The following is a 15,655-nucleotide window of genomic DNA, read 5'->3' as shown; positions in this document are numbered from 1 at the left end:
GTCGGTGTGCTCCCAGGGCAGGTCGACGTCGGTGCGGCCGAAGTGGCCGTACGCGGCGGTCGGCGCGTAGATGGGGCGCAGCAGGTCGAGGTCGCGGATGATCGCGCCGGGGCGCAGATCGAAGACCTCGGTGATGGCCGTGGCGATGCGCGCCGGATCGGCCTTCTCGGTGCCGAAGGTTTCGACGAACAGGCCGACCGGTGCGGCCTTGCCGATGGCATAGGCGACCTGGACCTCGACCCGGTCGGCAAGTCCGGCCGCGACCACATTCTTGGCGACCCAGCGCATGGCGTAGGCGGCCGAGCGGTCCACCTTCGACGGATCCTTACCGGAGAACGCACCGCCACCGTGGCGCGCCATGCCGCCGTAGGTGTCGACGATGATCTTGCGGCCGGTCAGGCCGGCATCGCCCATCGGGCCACCGAGGACGAACTTGCCGGTGGGGTTCACCAGCAGGCGAATATCGGAAACATCCAGCGGCGCGGGCAGATCCAGATCTGCGAGCACCACATCGACGACCTTCTCGCGGATATCGGGTGCCAGCAAGTTGTCCAGGTCGATATCGGCGGCGTGCTGGGTGGAGATCACGACCGTATCCAGCCGGACCGGACGGTCGCCGTCGTATTCGATGGTGACCTGGGTCTTACCGTCGGGACGCAGGTACGGCAGCACGCCGGACTTGCGGACCTCGGTCAGCCGACGCGAAAGCCGGTGCGCGAGCGCGATCGGCAGCGGCATCAGCTCGGGAGTATCGGTGTTGGCGTAGCCGAACATCAGGCCCTGGTCACCGGCGCCCTGCCGCTCGATCTCGTCATCCGATCCGGCGGTGCGCGCCTCGTGCGAGGTGTCGACGCCCTGGGCGATATCCGGCGACTGTGCACCGATCGCGATATTCACACCGCAGGAATTACCGTCGAAACCCTTTGCCGACGAGTCGTATCCGATTTCCAGAACCTTTTCACGGACGATTTTCGGAATATCCGCATAAGCCGATGTGGTGACCTCACCCGCGACGTGGACTTGGCCAGTGGTAACGAGAGTTTCCACCGCGACCCGGCTGCGCGGATCGGCCGCGAGCAGTGCGTCGAGGATGGAATCGCTGATGGCGTCACAGATTTTGTCCGGATGACCTTCGGTCACGGACTCACTGGTGAAAAGGCGGCTGCCGGACGTGGGCACAGTTCTTCCCTCTCCCTCAACGGGTTACTCGTATCGGATTGCGACGGTAACGCGATGCGGCCACCGCACAACCCTTCATTCAGACTATTCCAAACCACCGACGCGACGGGGTTGACGACAGGCAACTGTCTCAGACTATTGAAATCCGTCGACATATCGGGCCGGGGCTCCAGCCTCCAACACATCGACCAGTCCGGGTTGCGGTCGACAACAGCCTAACCATCACTCGGCGGCGTATCCACCGGACACCCTCGGTGCCCAGCAAACCAAGCGCCGCAACGGGTCTCAGTGCAGCAGCGGACCGAGCGCGTCCAGCACCCGGCTCGCGAGCAATGCCTTCGATCCATGGTCGAGCGCCTGTTCGGTGCCGTCGGCACCGAGTAGCCAGCCGTCGTTGGTGTCGACCTCGAACGCCTTGCCCTCGCCGACCGCATTGACGACCAGCAGATCACAGCCCTTGCGCGCCAGTTTGGCCCGCGCGTGCGTGAGCACATCGCCGTGTTCGTCACCGGTTTCGGCGGCGAAGCCGACGATCGCGGTTCCCGGTAGCTGACCATCGCGCCGCGACTGGACCAGTCCGGCGAGAATATCGTCGGTTTTGGTCAACGGGATCACGTCGGGCTCGTGTGCGCCCTTCTTGATCTTGGCCGCGGCCACGGTGGTCGGCCGGAAGTCGGCGACCGCCGCGGCCATGATCACCGCGTCGGCACCGACCGCATGCTTCTCGACGGCGGTCTTGAGCTGTTCGGCGGTGGTGATGTGCACGAGGTCGACGGCGGCGGGTGCGGCCATCTCGATCGTATTGCCCGCGATCAACGTGACGTGGGCGCCGCGTTGCGCGGCGACTCTGGCCAATGCGTAGCCCTGCTTGCCGGAGCTGCGATTGCCGAGGAACCGCACCGGATCCAGCGGTTCCCTGGTGCCGCCCGCGGTGATCACCACGCGGCGGCCGACCAGATCACGCGGGATGGCATCGGCGCGTTCCAGCAGTAGCGTCGCCAGCCCGAAGATCTCCTCGGGCTCGGGCAACCGGCCGGGACCGGTGTCGGTGCCGGTCAAGCGGCCCGACGCGGGTTCCATGACGATCGCACCGTGCGCGCGCAGCGTCGCGACATTGGCGACGGTGGCCGGATGCTCCCACATCTCGGTATGCATAGCGGGCGCGAACAACACCGGACATCGGGCCGTCAACAACGTGGCGGTGAGTAGATCGTCGGCGCGGCCCTGTGCGGCGCGCGCCATCAGATCGGCGGTCGCCGGGGCGATGACCACGAGGTCCGCCTCCTGGCCCAACCGCACATGCGGCACCTCGGGCACATCGGTGAACACATCGGTGTGCACCGGGTTCCCGGACAGCGCCTCGAAGGTTGCCTTGCCGACGAACTGCAGCGCCGACTCGGTGGGGATCACCCGTACCTGATGCCCGGTCTCGGTGAACCGGCGCACGATCGAACAGGCCTTATAGGCGGCGATCCCTCCGCCGACGCCGACGACGATCCGTGTGGTCACTACGCCTCCGGCCTAGATGTGGTTGTTACTCGCCTTCGGAGTGCTCGAGCAGGTCGGAGTGGATCTCACGCATCGCGACCGACAGCGGCTTTTCCTGCAGGCCGGGCTCGACGAGCGGGCCGACGTATTCGAGAATGCCGTCGCCGAGCTGGTTGTAGTAGTCGTTGATCTGACGGGCCCGCTTGGCCGCGTAGATCACCAGCGCGTACTTGGACGAGGTGCGCTCGAGCAACTCGTCGATCGGCGGGTTGGTGAGGCCGACCGGAGTGTCGTATGCGGGCGCGGGCTTGATGTCCGTACTGCTCACTGAGAGGGCTCCTGCGGGGATCGGTTCTTCGGGCTGGGGGATTTTCCGAGAGTGCGAGTCACGAACTCGAATTTGTGCTAGCGAACAACGATACCAAGTGCTCACAGGCGCTGGTCACCTCGTCGTTCACTATGACGATGTCGAACTCGTCACAGGCCGCCAATTCCGTCCTGGCGGTCTCCAACCTGCGGGCGATCACCTCGGGTGATTCGGTGCCTCGCGCGGTCAGCCGGGAAACCAGTTCCTCCCAGCTCGGCGGGGCGAGAAATACCAGCAGCGCCTCCGGCATGGCCTTGCGCACCGACCGCGCGCCCTCGAGGTCCACCTCGACGAGCACCGGCAGCCCGGCCGCGAGTGCGGCACGCACCGGTGCGGCCGGAGTGCCCGAGCGCTGCAGTCCCCCGTGGATATCAGCCCACTCGAGGAGTTCACCCGCCGCGATCATGGCGTCGAACTCCTCCCGGGACACGAACCGGTAGTCGCGGCCGTCGACCTCCCCGGGCCGGGGGGCCCGGGTTGTCGCCGACACGCTGAAGACCAGTTGGGGAAGTCTCTCGCGGACGCAACGGACCACGGTCGACTTGCCCACGGCCGAGGGGCCGACCAGTACTACCAGTCGACCCTTCCGCGTGTGTTCGACCACCTTGGTGGTCAGGCGAAGTCGAATCGGGCGAGCAGCGCCTTGCGCTGCCGATCACCCAGTCCGCGCAAACGCCGGGTGGGGGCGATCTCCAGCTCGCTCATGATCTCCGCCGCCTTGACCTTGCCCACCTTGGGCAGGGCCTCCAGCAGCGCCGACACCTTCATCTTGCCGAGGATCTCGTCGGTTTCGGCGTCGGTGAGGACCTGCTTCAGGTCGGTGCCGCCACGCTTCAGGCGCTCCTTGAGCTCCGCCCGAGCACGGCGAGCGGCAGCCGCCTTCTCCAAAGCAGCGGCGCGCTGCTCGTCAGTCAGCTGGGGAAGGGCCACGGTTCCTCCGTCTCATCGTTCATTGCATCAACTCCTGCCGGTAACCCAGCAGTCTCAGCGACCGTACCCACGACGTTGCTCGATTGCGAACCCACCCCCCAGGTCAGCGCATGATTCGCCGATGTCGTAGGGGTGGGCCCGGCGGGATGCGCGCAGCGCGTCGATCGCTGCGGTGATCCTACCGCCGAAATCTCGAAATGCCCCGCTAGCAGGGCTTTTTCCGACCGAAAGCGGGTTAGCGAGATGGTTGCGGCGACATCCCGCATCGGACCAGCAACCGGTCACCTGTCCGACCTGGAATTTTCTAGGATTTTCCCGCGTGTCGCGTTGTTCTTGCGCGTGTCGGAGGTGGGAAATAACCGATTTCGGGCTCCGGCCATTCGCATCGACCGCAGCGCGACAAGTACGCACGGCACGCTGTGCCGGTCCAGTTGGCTCCGAGATCGATCAGGAAGCCGCCATGGCCATCGGGGTGCCGAATGGCAGGGAAATCGGCGCAGCGGGCCGCACAGCTGTTCGATATGACACGTCATGCCCGCTCAACGCGGCCTCCGGCCCGGAAATGCGAAATGGACCGACACCGAAGCGCCGGTCCACCGCAATCGTCACCGCGTCATCGCCGCAGGAACGCGAACTCCTCCTGCAGCGCGCTCACCTTGGCACGCAGTGCCGAGACGGACGGACCGGCGCCGAGCACCTCCCGCGAAACATTCGGCACCGCGGCGTGCAACAAATGCTCGGGCACCAGCTCACGCACGGTTTCCGGCCCGCCACCCTGGGCGCCGACGCCCGGCATCAGGATCGGGCCGTTGAGCTCGGCGAGATCCGGCGCCTCGGTGAGGGTGGCCCCGAGCACGATGCCGACCGAGCCGAATTCCTGGCCCGCATTGCACTGCGCCGCCGCGTCGACCATCGTCTGCGCGATCGTGCGACCGTTCGCCGTCTGTGCCCGCTGAACCTGTGCGCCTTCGGGATTCGAGGTCGCCGCGAGGACGAACAGACCCCGGCCGTTCGCCTCCGCGAGCGTCAAAGCCGGTGCGAGCGAACCGAATCCGAGATACGGCGAGACCGTCAGCGCGTCCGAGCCGAGCGGTCCGTCGCCGAGCCAGGCGCGGGCGTAGGCGTCCATGGTCGAGCCGATATCGCCGCGTTTCGCGTCGGCGAGCACAAGGGTGCCCGAGGCGCGCAGCACCTCGATGGTGCGCTCCAGTACCGCGATGCCACCGGAACCATAGGCCTCGAAGAAGGCGACCTGCGGTTTGATCAGCGCCACCCGGCCGTCGAAGGCCTCGACGCAGATCTCGGCGAATTTCTCGATACCGTCGACATCGTCGCTCAGGCCCCACGATTCGAGCAGGCCGGGATGCGGGTCGATGCCGACGCACAGTGGCCCGAAGTGCCGCATGGCGTGCTGCAGTCGGGCACCGAACGTCTTCATCGCTGCGTCTCCTCGGTCAGCCACGCAGCACCGAATGCAGTTCCTGCAGCGAGCGCACCCCGATGCCGCCGTTGATGCTCGCCTCGATGCCCTGCACGGCCGCGGCCGCACCCTGCACGGTGGTGATGCACGGGATGTTCACACCGACCGCCGCCGTGCGGATCTCGTAGCCGTCCACGCGCGGCCCGGAGTTGCCGTAGGGGGTGTTGAACACCATGTCGACCTCGCCGTCGCGGATCTGCTCCACGATGGTCGGCTGGTCAGCCGGACCCTGCTCGGAATGCTTGCGCACCTGTTCGCACGGAATTCCGTTGCGGCGCAGCATTTCCGCGGTGCCCTCGGTGGCCAGGATGCGGAAGCCGAGATCGTTGAGGCGCTTGACCGGGAACACCATGGCGCGCTTGTCGCGGTTGGCGATCGAGACGAAGACGGTGCCCTCGGTCGGCAGCGAACCATAGGCCGCGGCCTGACTCTTGGCGAAGGCGGTGCCGAAATCGGCGTCGATTCCCATGACCTCACCGGTGGACTTCATCTCCGGCGAGAGCAGCGAATCCACGCCGCTGCCGTCGGCCTTGCGGAACCGATGGAACGGCAGCACCGCCTCCTTCACCGCGACCGGTGCGTCGAGCGGCACATGGCCGCCGTCGCCCTCGGCGGGCAGCATGCCCTCCTTACGCAGTTCGGCGATGGTGGCGCCCATGGTGATCCGCGCGGCCGCCTTGGCCAGCGGCACCGCGGTGGCCTTCGAGACGAACGGAACCGTCCGGCTCGCCCGCGGATTGGCCTCGAGCACGTAGAGCACATCGTCCTTGAGCGCGTACTGCACATTGAGCAGGCCCTTGACGCCGATGCCCTTGGCCAGCGCGATCGTGGAGCGACGCACCGCTTCGATATCGCTGCGGCCCAGGGTGATCGGCGGCAGTGCGCAGGCGGAGTCACCGGAGTGGATGCCCGCCTCTTCGATGTGCTCCATCACACCGCCGAGGTAGACCTCGTCACCGTCGCAGAGCGCGTCCACGTCGATTTCGATGGCGTCTTCCAGGAAACGGTCGACCAGCACCGGATGTTCCGGGCTGAGTTCGGTGGCCCGGGAGATGTAGCCCTCCAGTGAGGCCTCGTCGTAGACGATCTCCATACCGCGCCCGCCCAGCACATAGGACGGGCGCACCAGCACCGGGTAGCCGATGCCCGCGGCAATCTTCTTCGCCTGCGCGAAAGTGGTGGCGGTGCCGTACTTCGGCGCGGGCAGACCGGCGGCGACCAGCACATCACCGAACTCACCGCGGTCCTCGGCCAGGTCGATGGCGGCGGCACTGGTGCCGACCACCGGCACACCGGCGTCGGTGAGGCGCTGTGCCAGACCCAGCGGAGTCTGGCCGCCGAGCTGCACGATCACACCGGCCACGGTGCCCGATTCGGTCTCCGCGTGGTAGACCTCGAGCACGTCCTCGAAGGTCAGCGGCTCGAAGTACAGCCGGTCGGCGGTGTCGTAGTCGGTGGAGACAGTCTCCGGATTGCAGTTGACCATCACGGTCTCGTATCCGGCCTGCGAAAGCGTCTGCGCCGCATGGACACACGAGTAGTCGAACTCGATGCCCTGGCCGATCCGGTTCGGGCCGGAACCCAGGATGATCACCTTGTCGCGTTCGCGCTGCGGCGAGACTTCCGACTCGGCAGCTGGGTCGAGCTCGTAGGTCGAGTAGTGATACGGGGTCTTGGCCTCGAACTCGGCAGCGCAGGTGTCGACGGTCTTGAACACCGGACGGATACCGAGCCGGTGCCGCAGTGCGCGCACGCCGGTCTCACCAGCCAATTCCGGTCGCAGCGCGGCGATCTGGCGATCGGAGAGGCCATAGTGCTTGGCGCGGCGCAGCAGCGGCTCGTCGAGCACGGGCGCGTCGATGACCTCTTGGCGCAGCTCGACCAGTCCGGCCACCTCGGCAACGAACCAGGGGTCGATGCCGGAGGCGGCCGCGACGTCCTCGATGCTCGCGCCCAGGCGCAGCGCCCGCTCGACCTGGTAGATGCGTCCCTCGGTCGGAGTGCGCAGGTCTGCCAGGATGGCCTCGGTATCGGTCCAGTTGCCGTCGTCCTGGGTCCAGAACCCCGCGGCCTTGGTCTCCAGCGAGCGCAGCACCTTGCCCAGCGCCTCCGCGAAGTTGCGGCCCAGCGACATCGCCTCGCCGACCGACTTCATCGTGGTGGTCAGCGTGGCGTCGGCGCCGGGGAATTTCTCGAAGGCGAAGCGCGGCGCCTTGACGACCACATAGTCCAGGGTCGGCTCGAAACAGGCCGGGGTTTCCTTGGTGATGTCGTTGACGATCTCGTCCAGGGTGTAGCCGATGGCCAACTTGGCCGCGATCTTGGCGATCGGGAAACCCGTTGCCTTGGAAGCCAATGCGGACGAGCGCGAAACGCGCGGGTTCATCTCGATGACGATCAGGCGGCCGTCACGCGGGTTCACCGCGAACTGGATATTGCAACCGCCGGTATCGACACCGACCTCGCGCAGGATGTCGATGCCAAGGTCACGCAGCCGCTGGTATTCCCGGTCGGTGAGGGTCATGGCGGGTGCGACGGTGACCGAATCACCGGTGTGCACACCCATCGGGTCCACATTCTCGATCGAGCAGACCACCACGACATTGTCGCGGCCGTCGCGCATCAGCTCGAGTTCGTATTCCTTCCAACCCAGGATGGATTCCTCGATCAGCACATTGGCCGTCGGCGAGGCGGCCAGACCGCCGCCCGCGATCCGATCCAGGTCCGCCTCGTTGTAGGCCATGCCCGAGCCGAGCCCGCCCATGGTGAACGACGGCCGCACGACCACCGGAAAGCCGAGTTCCGCAACGGTTTCGCGGACCTCGTCCATGGTGTGGCAAACCCTGGAGCGCGCGCTCTCGCCGCCGACCTTGGCGACGATGTCCTTGAACTTCTGCCGGTCCTCACCGCGCTGGATGGCCTCGAAATCGGCGCCGATCAGCTCGACATTGTATTTCTGCAGCACACCGCGCTCGTGCAAGGCGACCGCGGTGTTCAGCGCGGTCTGCCCGCCGAGCGTGGCGAGAATGGCGTCGGGACGCTCCTTTTCGATGACCTTCTCGACGAATTCCGGGGTAATCGGTTCCACATAGGTGGAATCGGCGAATTCCGGATCGGTCATGATGGTCGCCGGGTTGGAGTTCACCAGCGATACCCGCAGGCCCTCGGCCCGCAGCACCCGGCACGCCTGGGTGCCGGAATAGTCGAATTCGCACGCCTGGCCGATGACGATCGGGCCGGAGCCGATCACCAGGATGTGCTTCAGATCCTCGCGGCGAGGCATCAGGCTCCTTCCATGAGACCGGCGAAACGGTCGAAGAGATAGGCGGCGTCATGGGGTCCGGCGGCGGCCTCCGGGTGGTACTGCACCGAGAATGCGCGGCCGTCGACCAGGCGCACGCCCTCGACGGTGCCGTCATTGGCGCATACGTGGCTGACCTCGGCCTTGCCGAACGGGGTGTCGAACTGTTCGCCCTGTTCGCCCTCCAGCGCGAAGCCGTGGTTCTGCGCGGTGATCGAGATCCGGCCGGTTTCGTGTTCGACGACCGGGATATTGATGCCGCGGTGACCGAACTTCATCTTGTAGGTCTTGCGGCCGAAGGCGCGACCGAGGATCTGGTTGCCGAAGCAGATGCCGAACAGCGGCAGCCCCTTCTCCAGCACACCCTGGGTGATGGCGACCGCGCCGTCCTGGGTGGCCGGGTCGCCCGGACCGTTGGACAGGAAGACGCCGTCCGGCTTCAGCTCCAGGATCTGGTCCAGCGAGACGGTCGAGGGCACCACATGCACCCGCATGCCGCGCTGGGCGAACATGCGCGGGGTGTTGGTCTTGATGCCGAGGTCGACCGCGACGACAGTGAAGCGCGGGTCGCCGTTCGGTTCGATCGTGTACACCGCGTCGGTGCTGACCTCTTCGGCCAGATCCGCGCCGAGCATCGAGGGCTGACCGTTGACTCGGGCCAGCAGTTCGTCGGCGTCGGCGAGCGCCGAACCGGAGAAGATGCCCGCCTTCATCGAACCGCGGGTGCGCAGGTGGCGCACCAGCGCGCGGGTATCGATACCCGCGATGCCGACGATCTGCTGCCGATCCAGCTGGTCTTGCAGGGTGCCGGTCGAGCGCCAGTTCGACGCGACGCGCGCGGCGTCACGGACCGCGTATCCGGCGACCCAGATCTTGCCGGATTCGTCGTCCTCGTCGTTCCAGCCGGTGTTGCCGATCTGCGGTGCCGTTGCCACCACGATCTGCCGGTGGTAGCTGGGGTCGGTGAGGGTCTCCTGGTACCCGGTCATCGCGGTGCAGAACACCGCCTCACCGAGTGTTTCGCCGACGGCGCCGAAGGCCGTGCCGCGGAAAACCCGGCCGTCCTCCAACACCAACGCTGCTGCTTCTTGCATCATCCCTCGTCGTCTCCCGTCATAGCCCTGGCCCACGCCGGGTACACCGTCTTGTCGTCACCTCGGAAACCGGTATCTATCTCGGTTCCGGTCGGCAGCTTCCAGCGAATTACCAGCACACCACCTTCCGTCATCACCTTGCCCGCATGTCCGCGTTCGGTCCGCACGGCGGTAATGGATTCCTGCGGAATCCAGAGCACCGTCGCACCGTCGCGCTCGAGCAGGATCCCCCGTTCGAACCGCGTGAGTTCCGCCGTGGCCCGGAAACCCAAGTCGCCCACCGTGATCCGGTCCTGCCAGCTGGGTGCGATGGTGCTGCCTAGATACAGTCCGGTGGTCGGCTCCAGTACCTGGGCGCCGAGATCACCCGGCACATGCGGTAGTTCGCCGATCCGTGCCGCCTGCCGCGCGGCACGGTTCTGCCAGCCTCGGTACATCGACCAGACGCACAGAACGAACAGTGCGATCAGCCCGACCACCAACAGAACTCTCATTTACGAACCTCCCACCGCCGCGCCCTCACGGGCGGTTACCCGGCCTCGCAGCAACGTCATGGTCACCCGAGCCGGGAACGTCATGTCCTCGAACGGCGTGTTGTTCGAAATGCTGGCGAGTTCGGCGGCCCGCACCGTCCAGGTCGCATCCGGATCGACCAGCGTCAGGTTGGCCGGTTCGCCGACCTCGATCGGGCGGCCGTGGCCGTCGAGTCCGACGATTTCGGCGGGACGCTCGCTCATCACGCGGGCGACCCCGCGCCAGTCCAGCAGGCCGGGTTCGACCATGGTCTGGACGATGATCGACAGCGCGGTCTCCAGCCCGAGCATGCCGGGGCGGGCAGCGGCGAATTCGCAGCACTTGTCCTGTTCGGCATGCGGGGCATGGTCGGTGGCGACGCAGTCGAGGATGCCCTCGGCGAGTGCCTGCCGCAGCGCGATGGCGTCGGATACCTCGCGCAGCGGCGGATTCACCTTATTGACCGCGTCATAGGTCTCCAGGCGCGAGTCGTCGAGCAGCAGATGGTGCGGGGTGACCTCGGCGGTGATCGAAATGCCCTGCGCCTTGGCCCATTTCAGCAATTCGACGGTGCCCGCGGTGGATGCGTGGCAGATGTGCACGCGGGCACCCGCGTCGCGGGCCAACAGTGCGTCGCGGGCAACGATCGACTCCTCCGCGGCGCGCGGCCAACCGGCCAGGCCGAGGCGGGCCGCGGTCGGGCCTTCGTGTGCGACAGCACCTTTGGTCAGGCGCGGCTCCTCGGCGTGCTGGGCGATCAAGACGCCGAGGGAGTTCGAGTACTCCAGTGCACGGCGCATGAGCAGCGGATCGTAGACGCAGTGTCCGTCGTCGGAGAACATGCGTACCGCGCCGACACCGGCCGCCATGGTGCCCATTTCGGCGAGTTGCTTCCCCTCCAGGCCGACCGTGACCGCCCCCACCGGATACACATCGACCAGGCCGACCTCCTGACCGCGCCGCCACACGTGATCGGTGACGACCACCGAGTCGGCGACCGGGTTGGTATTGGCCATGGCGAAGACCGCGGTGTAACCGCCGAGTGCGGCCGCGGCGGAACCGGTTTCGATGGTCTCGGTGTCCTCGCGACCGGGCTCGCGCAGATGGGTGTGCAAATCGACGAAGCCGGGCAGCAGTATCTGGCCCTGCGCGTCGACGACCTCGGCGTCGATAATGCCGAGATCGGTTCCGATCGCGGCGATGACACCGTCGCGCACGAGTACGTCGACCGGCTCGCCCTCGCCGTACGGCCGAACACCCTTGAGCAGCAGACTCACGCGGCAGCCTCCTGGGTACCGACCAGCAGCCGGAACAGCACGGCCATCCGCATATGCACTCCGTTCGTCACCTGTTGCAGGATCGCCGCCTGCGGGGAATCGGCCACGGGCGAGGCGATTTCCATGCCGCGCAGCATCGGACCCGGATGCAGCACGACCGCGTTCTCGTCCAGTAGTGCGAGCCTGCGCTCGGAAAGCCCGTAGTTGACCGAATATTCGCGGGCCGACGGGAAGAAGCCGCCGTTCATCCGCTCCTGCTGCACCCGCAGCATCAGCACCGCATCGGCGCCGGGCAATTCGGCGTCCAGCGAAGGCGAGATCCGGGCGGGCCACAGGTCCGCGCCGACCGGCAGCAGCGTGCGCGGCGCGACCAGCACCACCTCGGCGCCAAGAGTATTGAGCAGGAAGACATTCGAGCGCGCGACCCGGCTGTGCAGGATATCGCCGACGATGACGATCCGCTTGCCCTCGATTTCGCCGAGGCGCTGACGCAGCGTCAGTGCGTCCAGCAGCGCCTGCGTCGGATGCTGGTGGGTACCGTCACCGGCATTGATGATGGCCGGGCCCTGCCGTCCCTCCGCGACCGCCCAGCTATCCATCCAGCGCGCGATCTGGTGCGCCGCACCGGAGGCCGGGTGCCGGACGATGAGTGCGTCGGCTCCCGCCGCGTGCAGAGTCAATGCGGTGTCGCGCAGTGATTCGCCCTTGGCGACCGAGGAGCTGCTCGCGCTGACATTGATCACATCGGCGCTCATCCACTTGCCCGCGACCTCGAACGACACCCGGGTACGGGTCGAGTTCTCGTAGAAGACCGTCATTACGGTGCGCCCGCGCAGCGTCGGCAGCTTCTTCACCTCGCGGCCGAGCAGCGCCTGTTCGAAGCGTTCGGCCTCGTCGAGCAGTTCGGTGGCGATGGCGCGATCGAGATCGGTCACCGTCAGCAGATGTCTCACGACCGCACCTCGCTGACACTCGCTCCGGCGAGCCGGTTCACTGCGCTTCCTCCTGGTGCAAATAGACGCCGTCGCGGCCGTCGTGTTCGGTGAGCAATACGGAGATGTCCTCGCTGCGGGAGGTCGGCACGTTCTTGCCGACGAAATCCGCGCGGATCGGGAGTTCGCGATGGCCGCGGTCGATGAGCACCGCGAGTTGGACGGCGCGAGGGCGGCCCAGATCGCGCAGGCCGTCCAGCGCGGAGCGCACCGTGCGGCCGGAGAAGAGCACGTCGTCGACCAGGACGACGAGTGCGTCCTCGATGCCACCCTCGGGCACCGAGGTGCGCTCGAGCGGGCGGTGCGGACGGCTGCGTAGATCGTCGCGATAGAGGGTGATGTCGAGCGAGCCGAGGGCCGGGCGGACGCCGGAGAATTCCTCGATCTTGTCGGTGAGTCGCGCGGCCAGGGTGGTGCCGCGGGTGGGAATGCCGATCAGCACCACCCGCGGTGCGTCCGACTCGCCCGCATCCAGTGCGGTCTTTTCGATGATCTGATGCGCGATACGCGCGATGGTCCGGCCGACGTCGGAGGGAGACAGCAACTCGCGTCCCGCGCTCACCCACTCCGGGGTGTGTCGCTGCGACGTTTCGGCAGCGCCGGACTTGGCGGCCCGTTCCTCGGGCACGGCCATGCCGACCTCCTTCCCCGCCTCACCGGACGGTCCGTTAAAGGATGTCTTTACGGCATGCAGCCTAGCAGCGCCGTTTGCACCGCTTTAACCAGGCGTATCCCGCTGTGAGCGGGGCCACGCGCGGTTCGGGCACTCCGGACATTCCGGGGAGCATTCCGGAAAGTTCACGGTTCGCGGACCGCGATGACGACTCCGATGTCCGGATCGTGCAAGGCGACGGGCCGGTCGAGGGCGGCGACCATATCGTCCCAGCTACGGAATTCGGTGTGCCAGCCGTGTTCGTCCAGCCAGGTTCGGGCATCGACGCCGAGGCCGGTGCGCGGACGGTCCGCGCCCACGCCCGCACCGACCAGGCGTTTGAGTTCGGCATAGGGCCGGGCATTTTCGTCGACGGCGAAGCGGCTGACGCCGAAACGGCTTCCCGGAGCGGATAATTCGGTCAGCGTGGTGACCACGTGCAGAGCGTGTTCGTGGGTCAGATAGCCGAGAACGCCCTCGTCCACCCAGTGCGTGGGCAGATCCGGCCGAAATCCGTGCTCCCCGAGCAACTTTGCCCAGTCCTCGCGCAAATCGATGGCGAGCACCGCGCGGCCGCAGCGGGGTTGCGCATGTGCCGCGGCCAGGACCGGTTCCTTGAATGCGAACAGCTCCGGCAGATCGATCTCGAACACTCGGACGTCGGCGGGTAGAGCCATGCGGAATGCCCTGGTATCCAAGCCCGCCCCGATCAGCACGATCTGGCGTATCCCCTGTTCGACCGCCTCGGCGACCCGGTCGTCGACGAGCCGGACGCCGACCGTGCGGCCTTCGAAGAACATATCCGCGACCTCCTCCAGCCGCGCCCAGCGCTCGATTCCGCCGTCGACCTCGCGGTATGCGCGGCGGGCAGCATCGACGAACAGCTGCGCGAACGGATCGTCATACAGGCGGTCGGTGCGCACGGATTCCTTCGCCCGGATGACCGCGACGCCGACCGCCGTCAGTGCGACGCCCGCCATCGGCGCCTTCGGATGCCTTTCGGTCACTGCCGCCTCCCCAATAGATAACTTGCCGCCCGGCTAGTAATTCGGGCTCAGCGAAGACGCTAGGCTTCCGCTAGCCGGTCGTCAAGCAAAAGAGAAGGACGCCATGGACGGACGCCGCAGCGATACGCGGGAGCGGATTCGTACTGTCGCAATGGAATTGTTCTCCGAACGGGGCTACGAGAAGACCTCCCTGCGCGAGATCGCCGACCGCCTCGGTGTCACCAAGGCCGCGCTGTACTACCACTTCCGCACCAAGGAAGACATCGTCGCGAGCCTCTCCGACGACCTGCGTCGCGGCATCGATGAGATTGTGACCTGGGCCGAAAGCGCACCGCCCGGACCGGAACGAGCCAACGAAATCCTCACTCGCTACGGCGCGCTACTGCACGGCATCGGCCGCAGCATGGTCCGCTTCTGGCACGAAAACCAGCCCGCCTTCCGCCAACTCGACTTCGGCTCCAGCATGCGCTACCAATTCCGCGTGCTCGCCGACCTGATGGCCGGACCGAACCACCCGCCGCTCGCCGTCTTCCGCGCGCGCGAGGCCCTGCTCGCCATCAGCTGGAGCACTGCCATGATGGGCGACCTCCCGCTCACCGACGACGAGTGCTACGCCGCTGCCGTCGATATCGCGCGCAACATTCTCGGCAAGGATTGAATGACCGTTTTTCGCTAGCACATATGTTCGATAAGGCGTAGATTCGGCGGCATGTCGACACCGCTGCAGGGATCATTGCTCGACGGCTTCGGGGACATCGAGGTGGGAGGGCTCGATGGCGTGCATCGGACGGAGTTGACTCGTGGCGCCTGGGTGGACGTGCTGCCCGGATGGTTGTCGGGGGCGGATGTGCTGTTCGAACGGTTGGTGGATGAGGTGCCGTGGCACGCCGAGCGGCGGCCGATGTACGACCGGGTGGTCGATGTGCCCCGGCTGCTGTGCTTCTACGAGGAGGGTGCGCAGTTGCCGGATCCGGCGCTGGACGAGGCACGGGAGGCACTGACCGCGCACTACCGCGAGGAACTCGGTGAACCGTTCCGCACGGCCGGATTGTGCTACTACCGCGACGGACGCGACAGCGTGGCCTGGCACGGCGATACCTTCGGGCGCGGGGCGACCGATGACACCATGGTCGCCATTGTTTCGATCGGCGCGCCGCGTGCACTCCTGCTGCGACCGCGCGGCGGCGGGGCGAGTCTGCGATTTCAGGTCGGACATGGGGATCTGCTGGTCATGGGCGGCTCATGCCAGCGCACCTGGGAACATGCCGTACCGAAGACCCGCAGGCCGACCGGTCCGCGAATCAGCATCCAATTTCGGCCGCGGGGCGTGCGCTGACGCGGAGACGGAAGCGACGACCAGTTGACCTCAACCATG

15 protein-coding genes are annotated in these 15,655 nt (G+C 66.7%); 2 read left to right on the top strand and 13 right to left on the bottom strand.

The window, feature by feature from the left end; translation table 11 throughout:
* From metK to NA5_RS35880, 13 genes are all read right to left on the bottom strand, one after another.
* Positions 1–1,179: methionine adenosyltransferase (gene metK / locus NA5_RS35940; RefSeq protein ID WP_084484680.1), on the bottom strand; the 1,179-nt coding region annotated here is incomplete at its 3' end.
* Between the two features lie 285 nt (positions 1,180–1,464).
* Positions 1,465–2,688: a bifunctional phosphopantothenoylcysteine decarboxylase/phosphopantothenate--cysteine ligase CoaBC gene (coaBC, locus tag NA5_RS35935; protein WP_062993491.1), complete on the bottom strand. Its 1,224-nt coding sequence runs from the start codon at positions 2,686–2,688 to the stop codon at positions 1,465–1,467.
* Between the two features lie 25 nt (positions 2,689–2,713).
* Entirely contained in the window at positions 2,714–2,995 is a 282-nt protein-coding gene (gene rpoZ / locus NA5_RS35930; protein WP_040692158.1) for a DNA-directed RNA polymerase subunit omega, read from the bottom strand.
* 58 nt (positions 2,996–3,053) lie between these two features.
* Complete coding sequence (gmk, locus tag NA5_RS35925) at positions 3,054–3,638, bottom strand: guanylate kinase (protein WP_062993490.1); 585 nt, start codon at positions 3,636–3,638, stop codon at positions 3,054–3,056.
* Positions 3,639–3,646: 8 nt separating this feature from the next.
* The gene (gene mihF / locus NA5_RS35920) at positions 3,647–3,964 is read right to left on the bottom strand and encodes an integration host factor, actinobacterial type (protein WP_062993489.1); all 318 of its coding nucleotides are present in this window, start codon (positions 3,962–3,964) and stop codon (positions 3,647–3,649) included.
* Positions 3,965–4,577: 613 nt separating this feature from the next.
* Positions 4,578–5,402, bottom strand: coding sequence for an orotidine-5'-phosphate decarboxylase (gene pyrF / locus NA5_RS35915; RefSeq protein ID WP_062993488.1), 825 nt, complete (start codon positions 5,400–5,402; stop codon positions 4,578–4,580).
* Between the two features lie 16 nt (positions 5,403–5,418).
* Positions 5,419–8,727: a carbamoyl-phosphate synthase large subunit gene (gene carB / locus NA5_RS35910; RefSeq protein ID WP_062993487.1), complete on the bottom strand. Its 3,309-nt coding sequence runs from the start codon at positions 8,725–8,727 to the stop codon at positions 5,419–5,421.
* Positions 8,727–9,842 carry a glutamine-hydrolyzing carbamoyl-phosphate synthase small subunit gene (carA, locus tag NA5_RS35905; protein WP_062993486.1) on the bottom strand — a complete coding sequence of 372 codons (1,116 nt, stop codon included), beginning with the start codon at positions 9,840–9,842 and terminating at the stop codon, positions 8,727–8,729. The genes carB and carA overlap by 1 nt, the downstream gene beginning before the upstream one ends.
* Positions 9,839–10,333 (bottom strand): PH-like domain-containing protein, encoded by a 495-nt coding sequence (locus NA5_RS35900; RefSeq protein WP_062993485.1) that lies wholly within the window; start codon positions 10,331–10,333, stop codon positions 9,839–9,841. The genes carA and NA5_RS35900 overlap by 4 nt, the downstream gene beginning before the upstream one ends.
* Positions 10,334–11,629, bottom strand: a complete 1,296-nt coding sequence (locus tag NA5_RS35895; protein WP_062993484.1) for a dihydroorotase — start codon at positions 11,627–11,629, stop codon at positions 10,334–10,336.
* Complete coding sequence (locus tag NA5_RS35890) at positions 11,626–12,582, bottom strand: aspartate carbamoyltransferase catalytic subunit (protein WP_062993483.1); 957 nt, start codon at positions 12,580–12,582, stop codon at positions 11,626–11,628. The genes NA5_RS35895 and NA5_RS35890 overlap by 4 nt, the downstream gene beginning before the upstream one ends.
* 37 nt (positions 12,583–12,619) lie before the next feature.
* Complete coding sequence (gene pyrR, locus NA5_RS35885) at positions 12,620–13,255, bottom strand: bifunctional pyr operon transcriptional regulator/uracil phosphoribosyltransferase PyrR (protein WP_062993482.1); 636 nt, start codon at positions 13,253–13,255, stop codon at positions 12,620–12,622.
* A gap of 164 nt (positions 13,256–13,419) precedes the next feature.
* Positions 13,420–14,280 (bottom strand): SAM-dependent methyltransferase, encoded by an 861-nt coding sequence (locus tag NA5_RS35880; protein ID WP_245672606.1) that lies wholly within the window; start codon positions 14,278–14,280, stop codon positions 13,420–13,422.
* A 103-nt stretch (positions 14,281–14,383) separates the two neighbouring features.
* Here NA5_RS35880 and NA5_RS35875 point away from each other — a divergent pair, with 103 nt between their 5' ends.
* Together NA5_RS35875 and NA5_RS35870 are read left to right on the top strand one after the other, a co-directional pair.
* Entirely contained in the window at positions 14,384–14,938 is a 555-nt protein-coding gene (locus NA5_RS35875; RefSeq protein ID WP_063813792.1) for a TetR/AcrR family transcriptional regulator, read from the top strand.
* Positions 14,939–14,989: 51 nt separating this feature from the next.
* Positions 14,990–15,616, top strand: coding sequence for an alpha-ketoglutarate-dependent dioxygenase AlkB (locus NA5_RS35870; protein ID WP_062993479.1), 627 nt, complete (start codon positions 14,990–14,992; stop codon positions 15,614–15,616).
* Positions 15,617–15,655 lie beyond the last annotated feature (39 nt).

Source organism: Nocardia anaemiae NBRC 100462, from assembly GCF_001612725.1.
Lineage (GTDB): Bacteria > Actinomycetota > Actinomycetes > Mycobacteriales > Mycobacteriaceae > Nocardia > Nocardia anaemiae.
The sequence above is the reverse complement of the archived record's forward strand: the minus strand, read 5'-3'. Positions and strand labels throughout refer to the sequence as shown.

Excerpts from the sequence above, each read along its gene's own strand:
- carA (WP_062993486.1), bottom strand. The coding sequence starts at position 9,842 with ATGATGCAAGAAGCAGCAGCGTTGGTGTTGGAGGACGGCCGGGTTTTC.
- NA5_RS35875 (WP_063813792.1), top strand. The coding sequence starts at position 14,384 with ATGGACGGACGCCGCAGCGATACGCGGGAGCGGATTCGTACTGTCGCA.
- carB (WP_062993487.1), bottom strand. The coding sequence starts at position 8,727 with ATGCCTCGCCGCGAGGATCTGAAGCACATCCTGGTGATCGGCTCCGGC.
- pyrF (WP_062993488.1), bottom strand. The coding sequence starts at position 5,402 with ATGAAGACGTTCGGTGCCCGACTGCAGCACGCCATGCGGCACTTCGGG.
- NA5_RS35870 (WP_062993479.1), top strand. The coding sequence starts at position 14,990 with ATGTCGACACCGCTGCAGGGATCATTGCTCGACGGCTTCGGGGACATC.
- pyrR (WP_062993482.1), bottom strand. The coding sequence starts at position 13,255 with ATGGCCGTGCCCGAGGAACGGGCCGCCAAGTCCGGCGCTGCCGAAACG.
- NA5_RS35900 (WP_062993485.1), bottom strand. The coding sequence starts at position 10,333 with ATGAGAGTTCTGTTGGTGGTCGGGCTGATCGCACTGTTCGTTCTGTGC.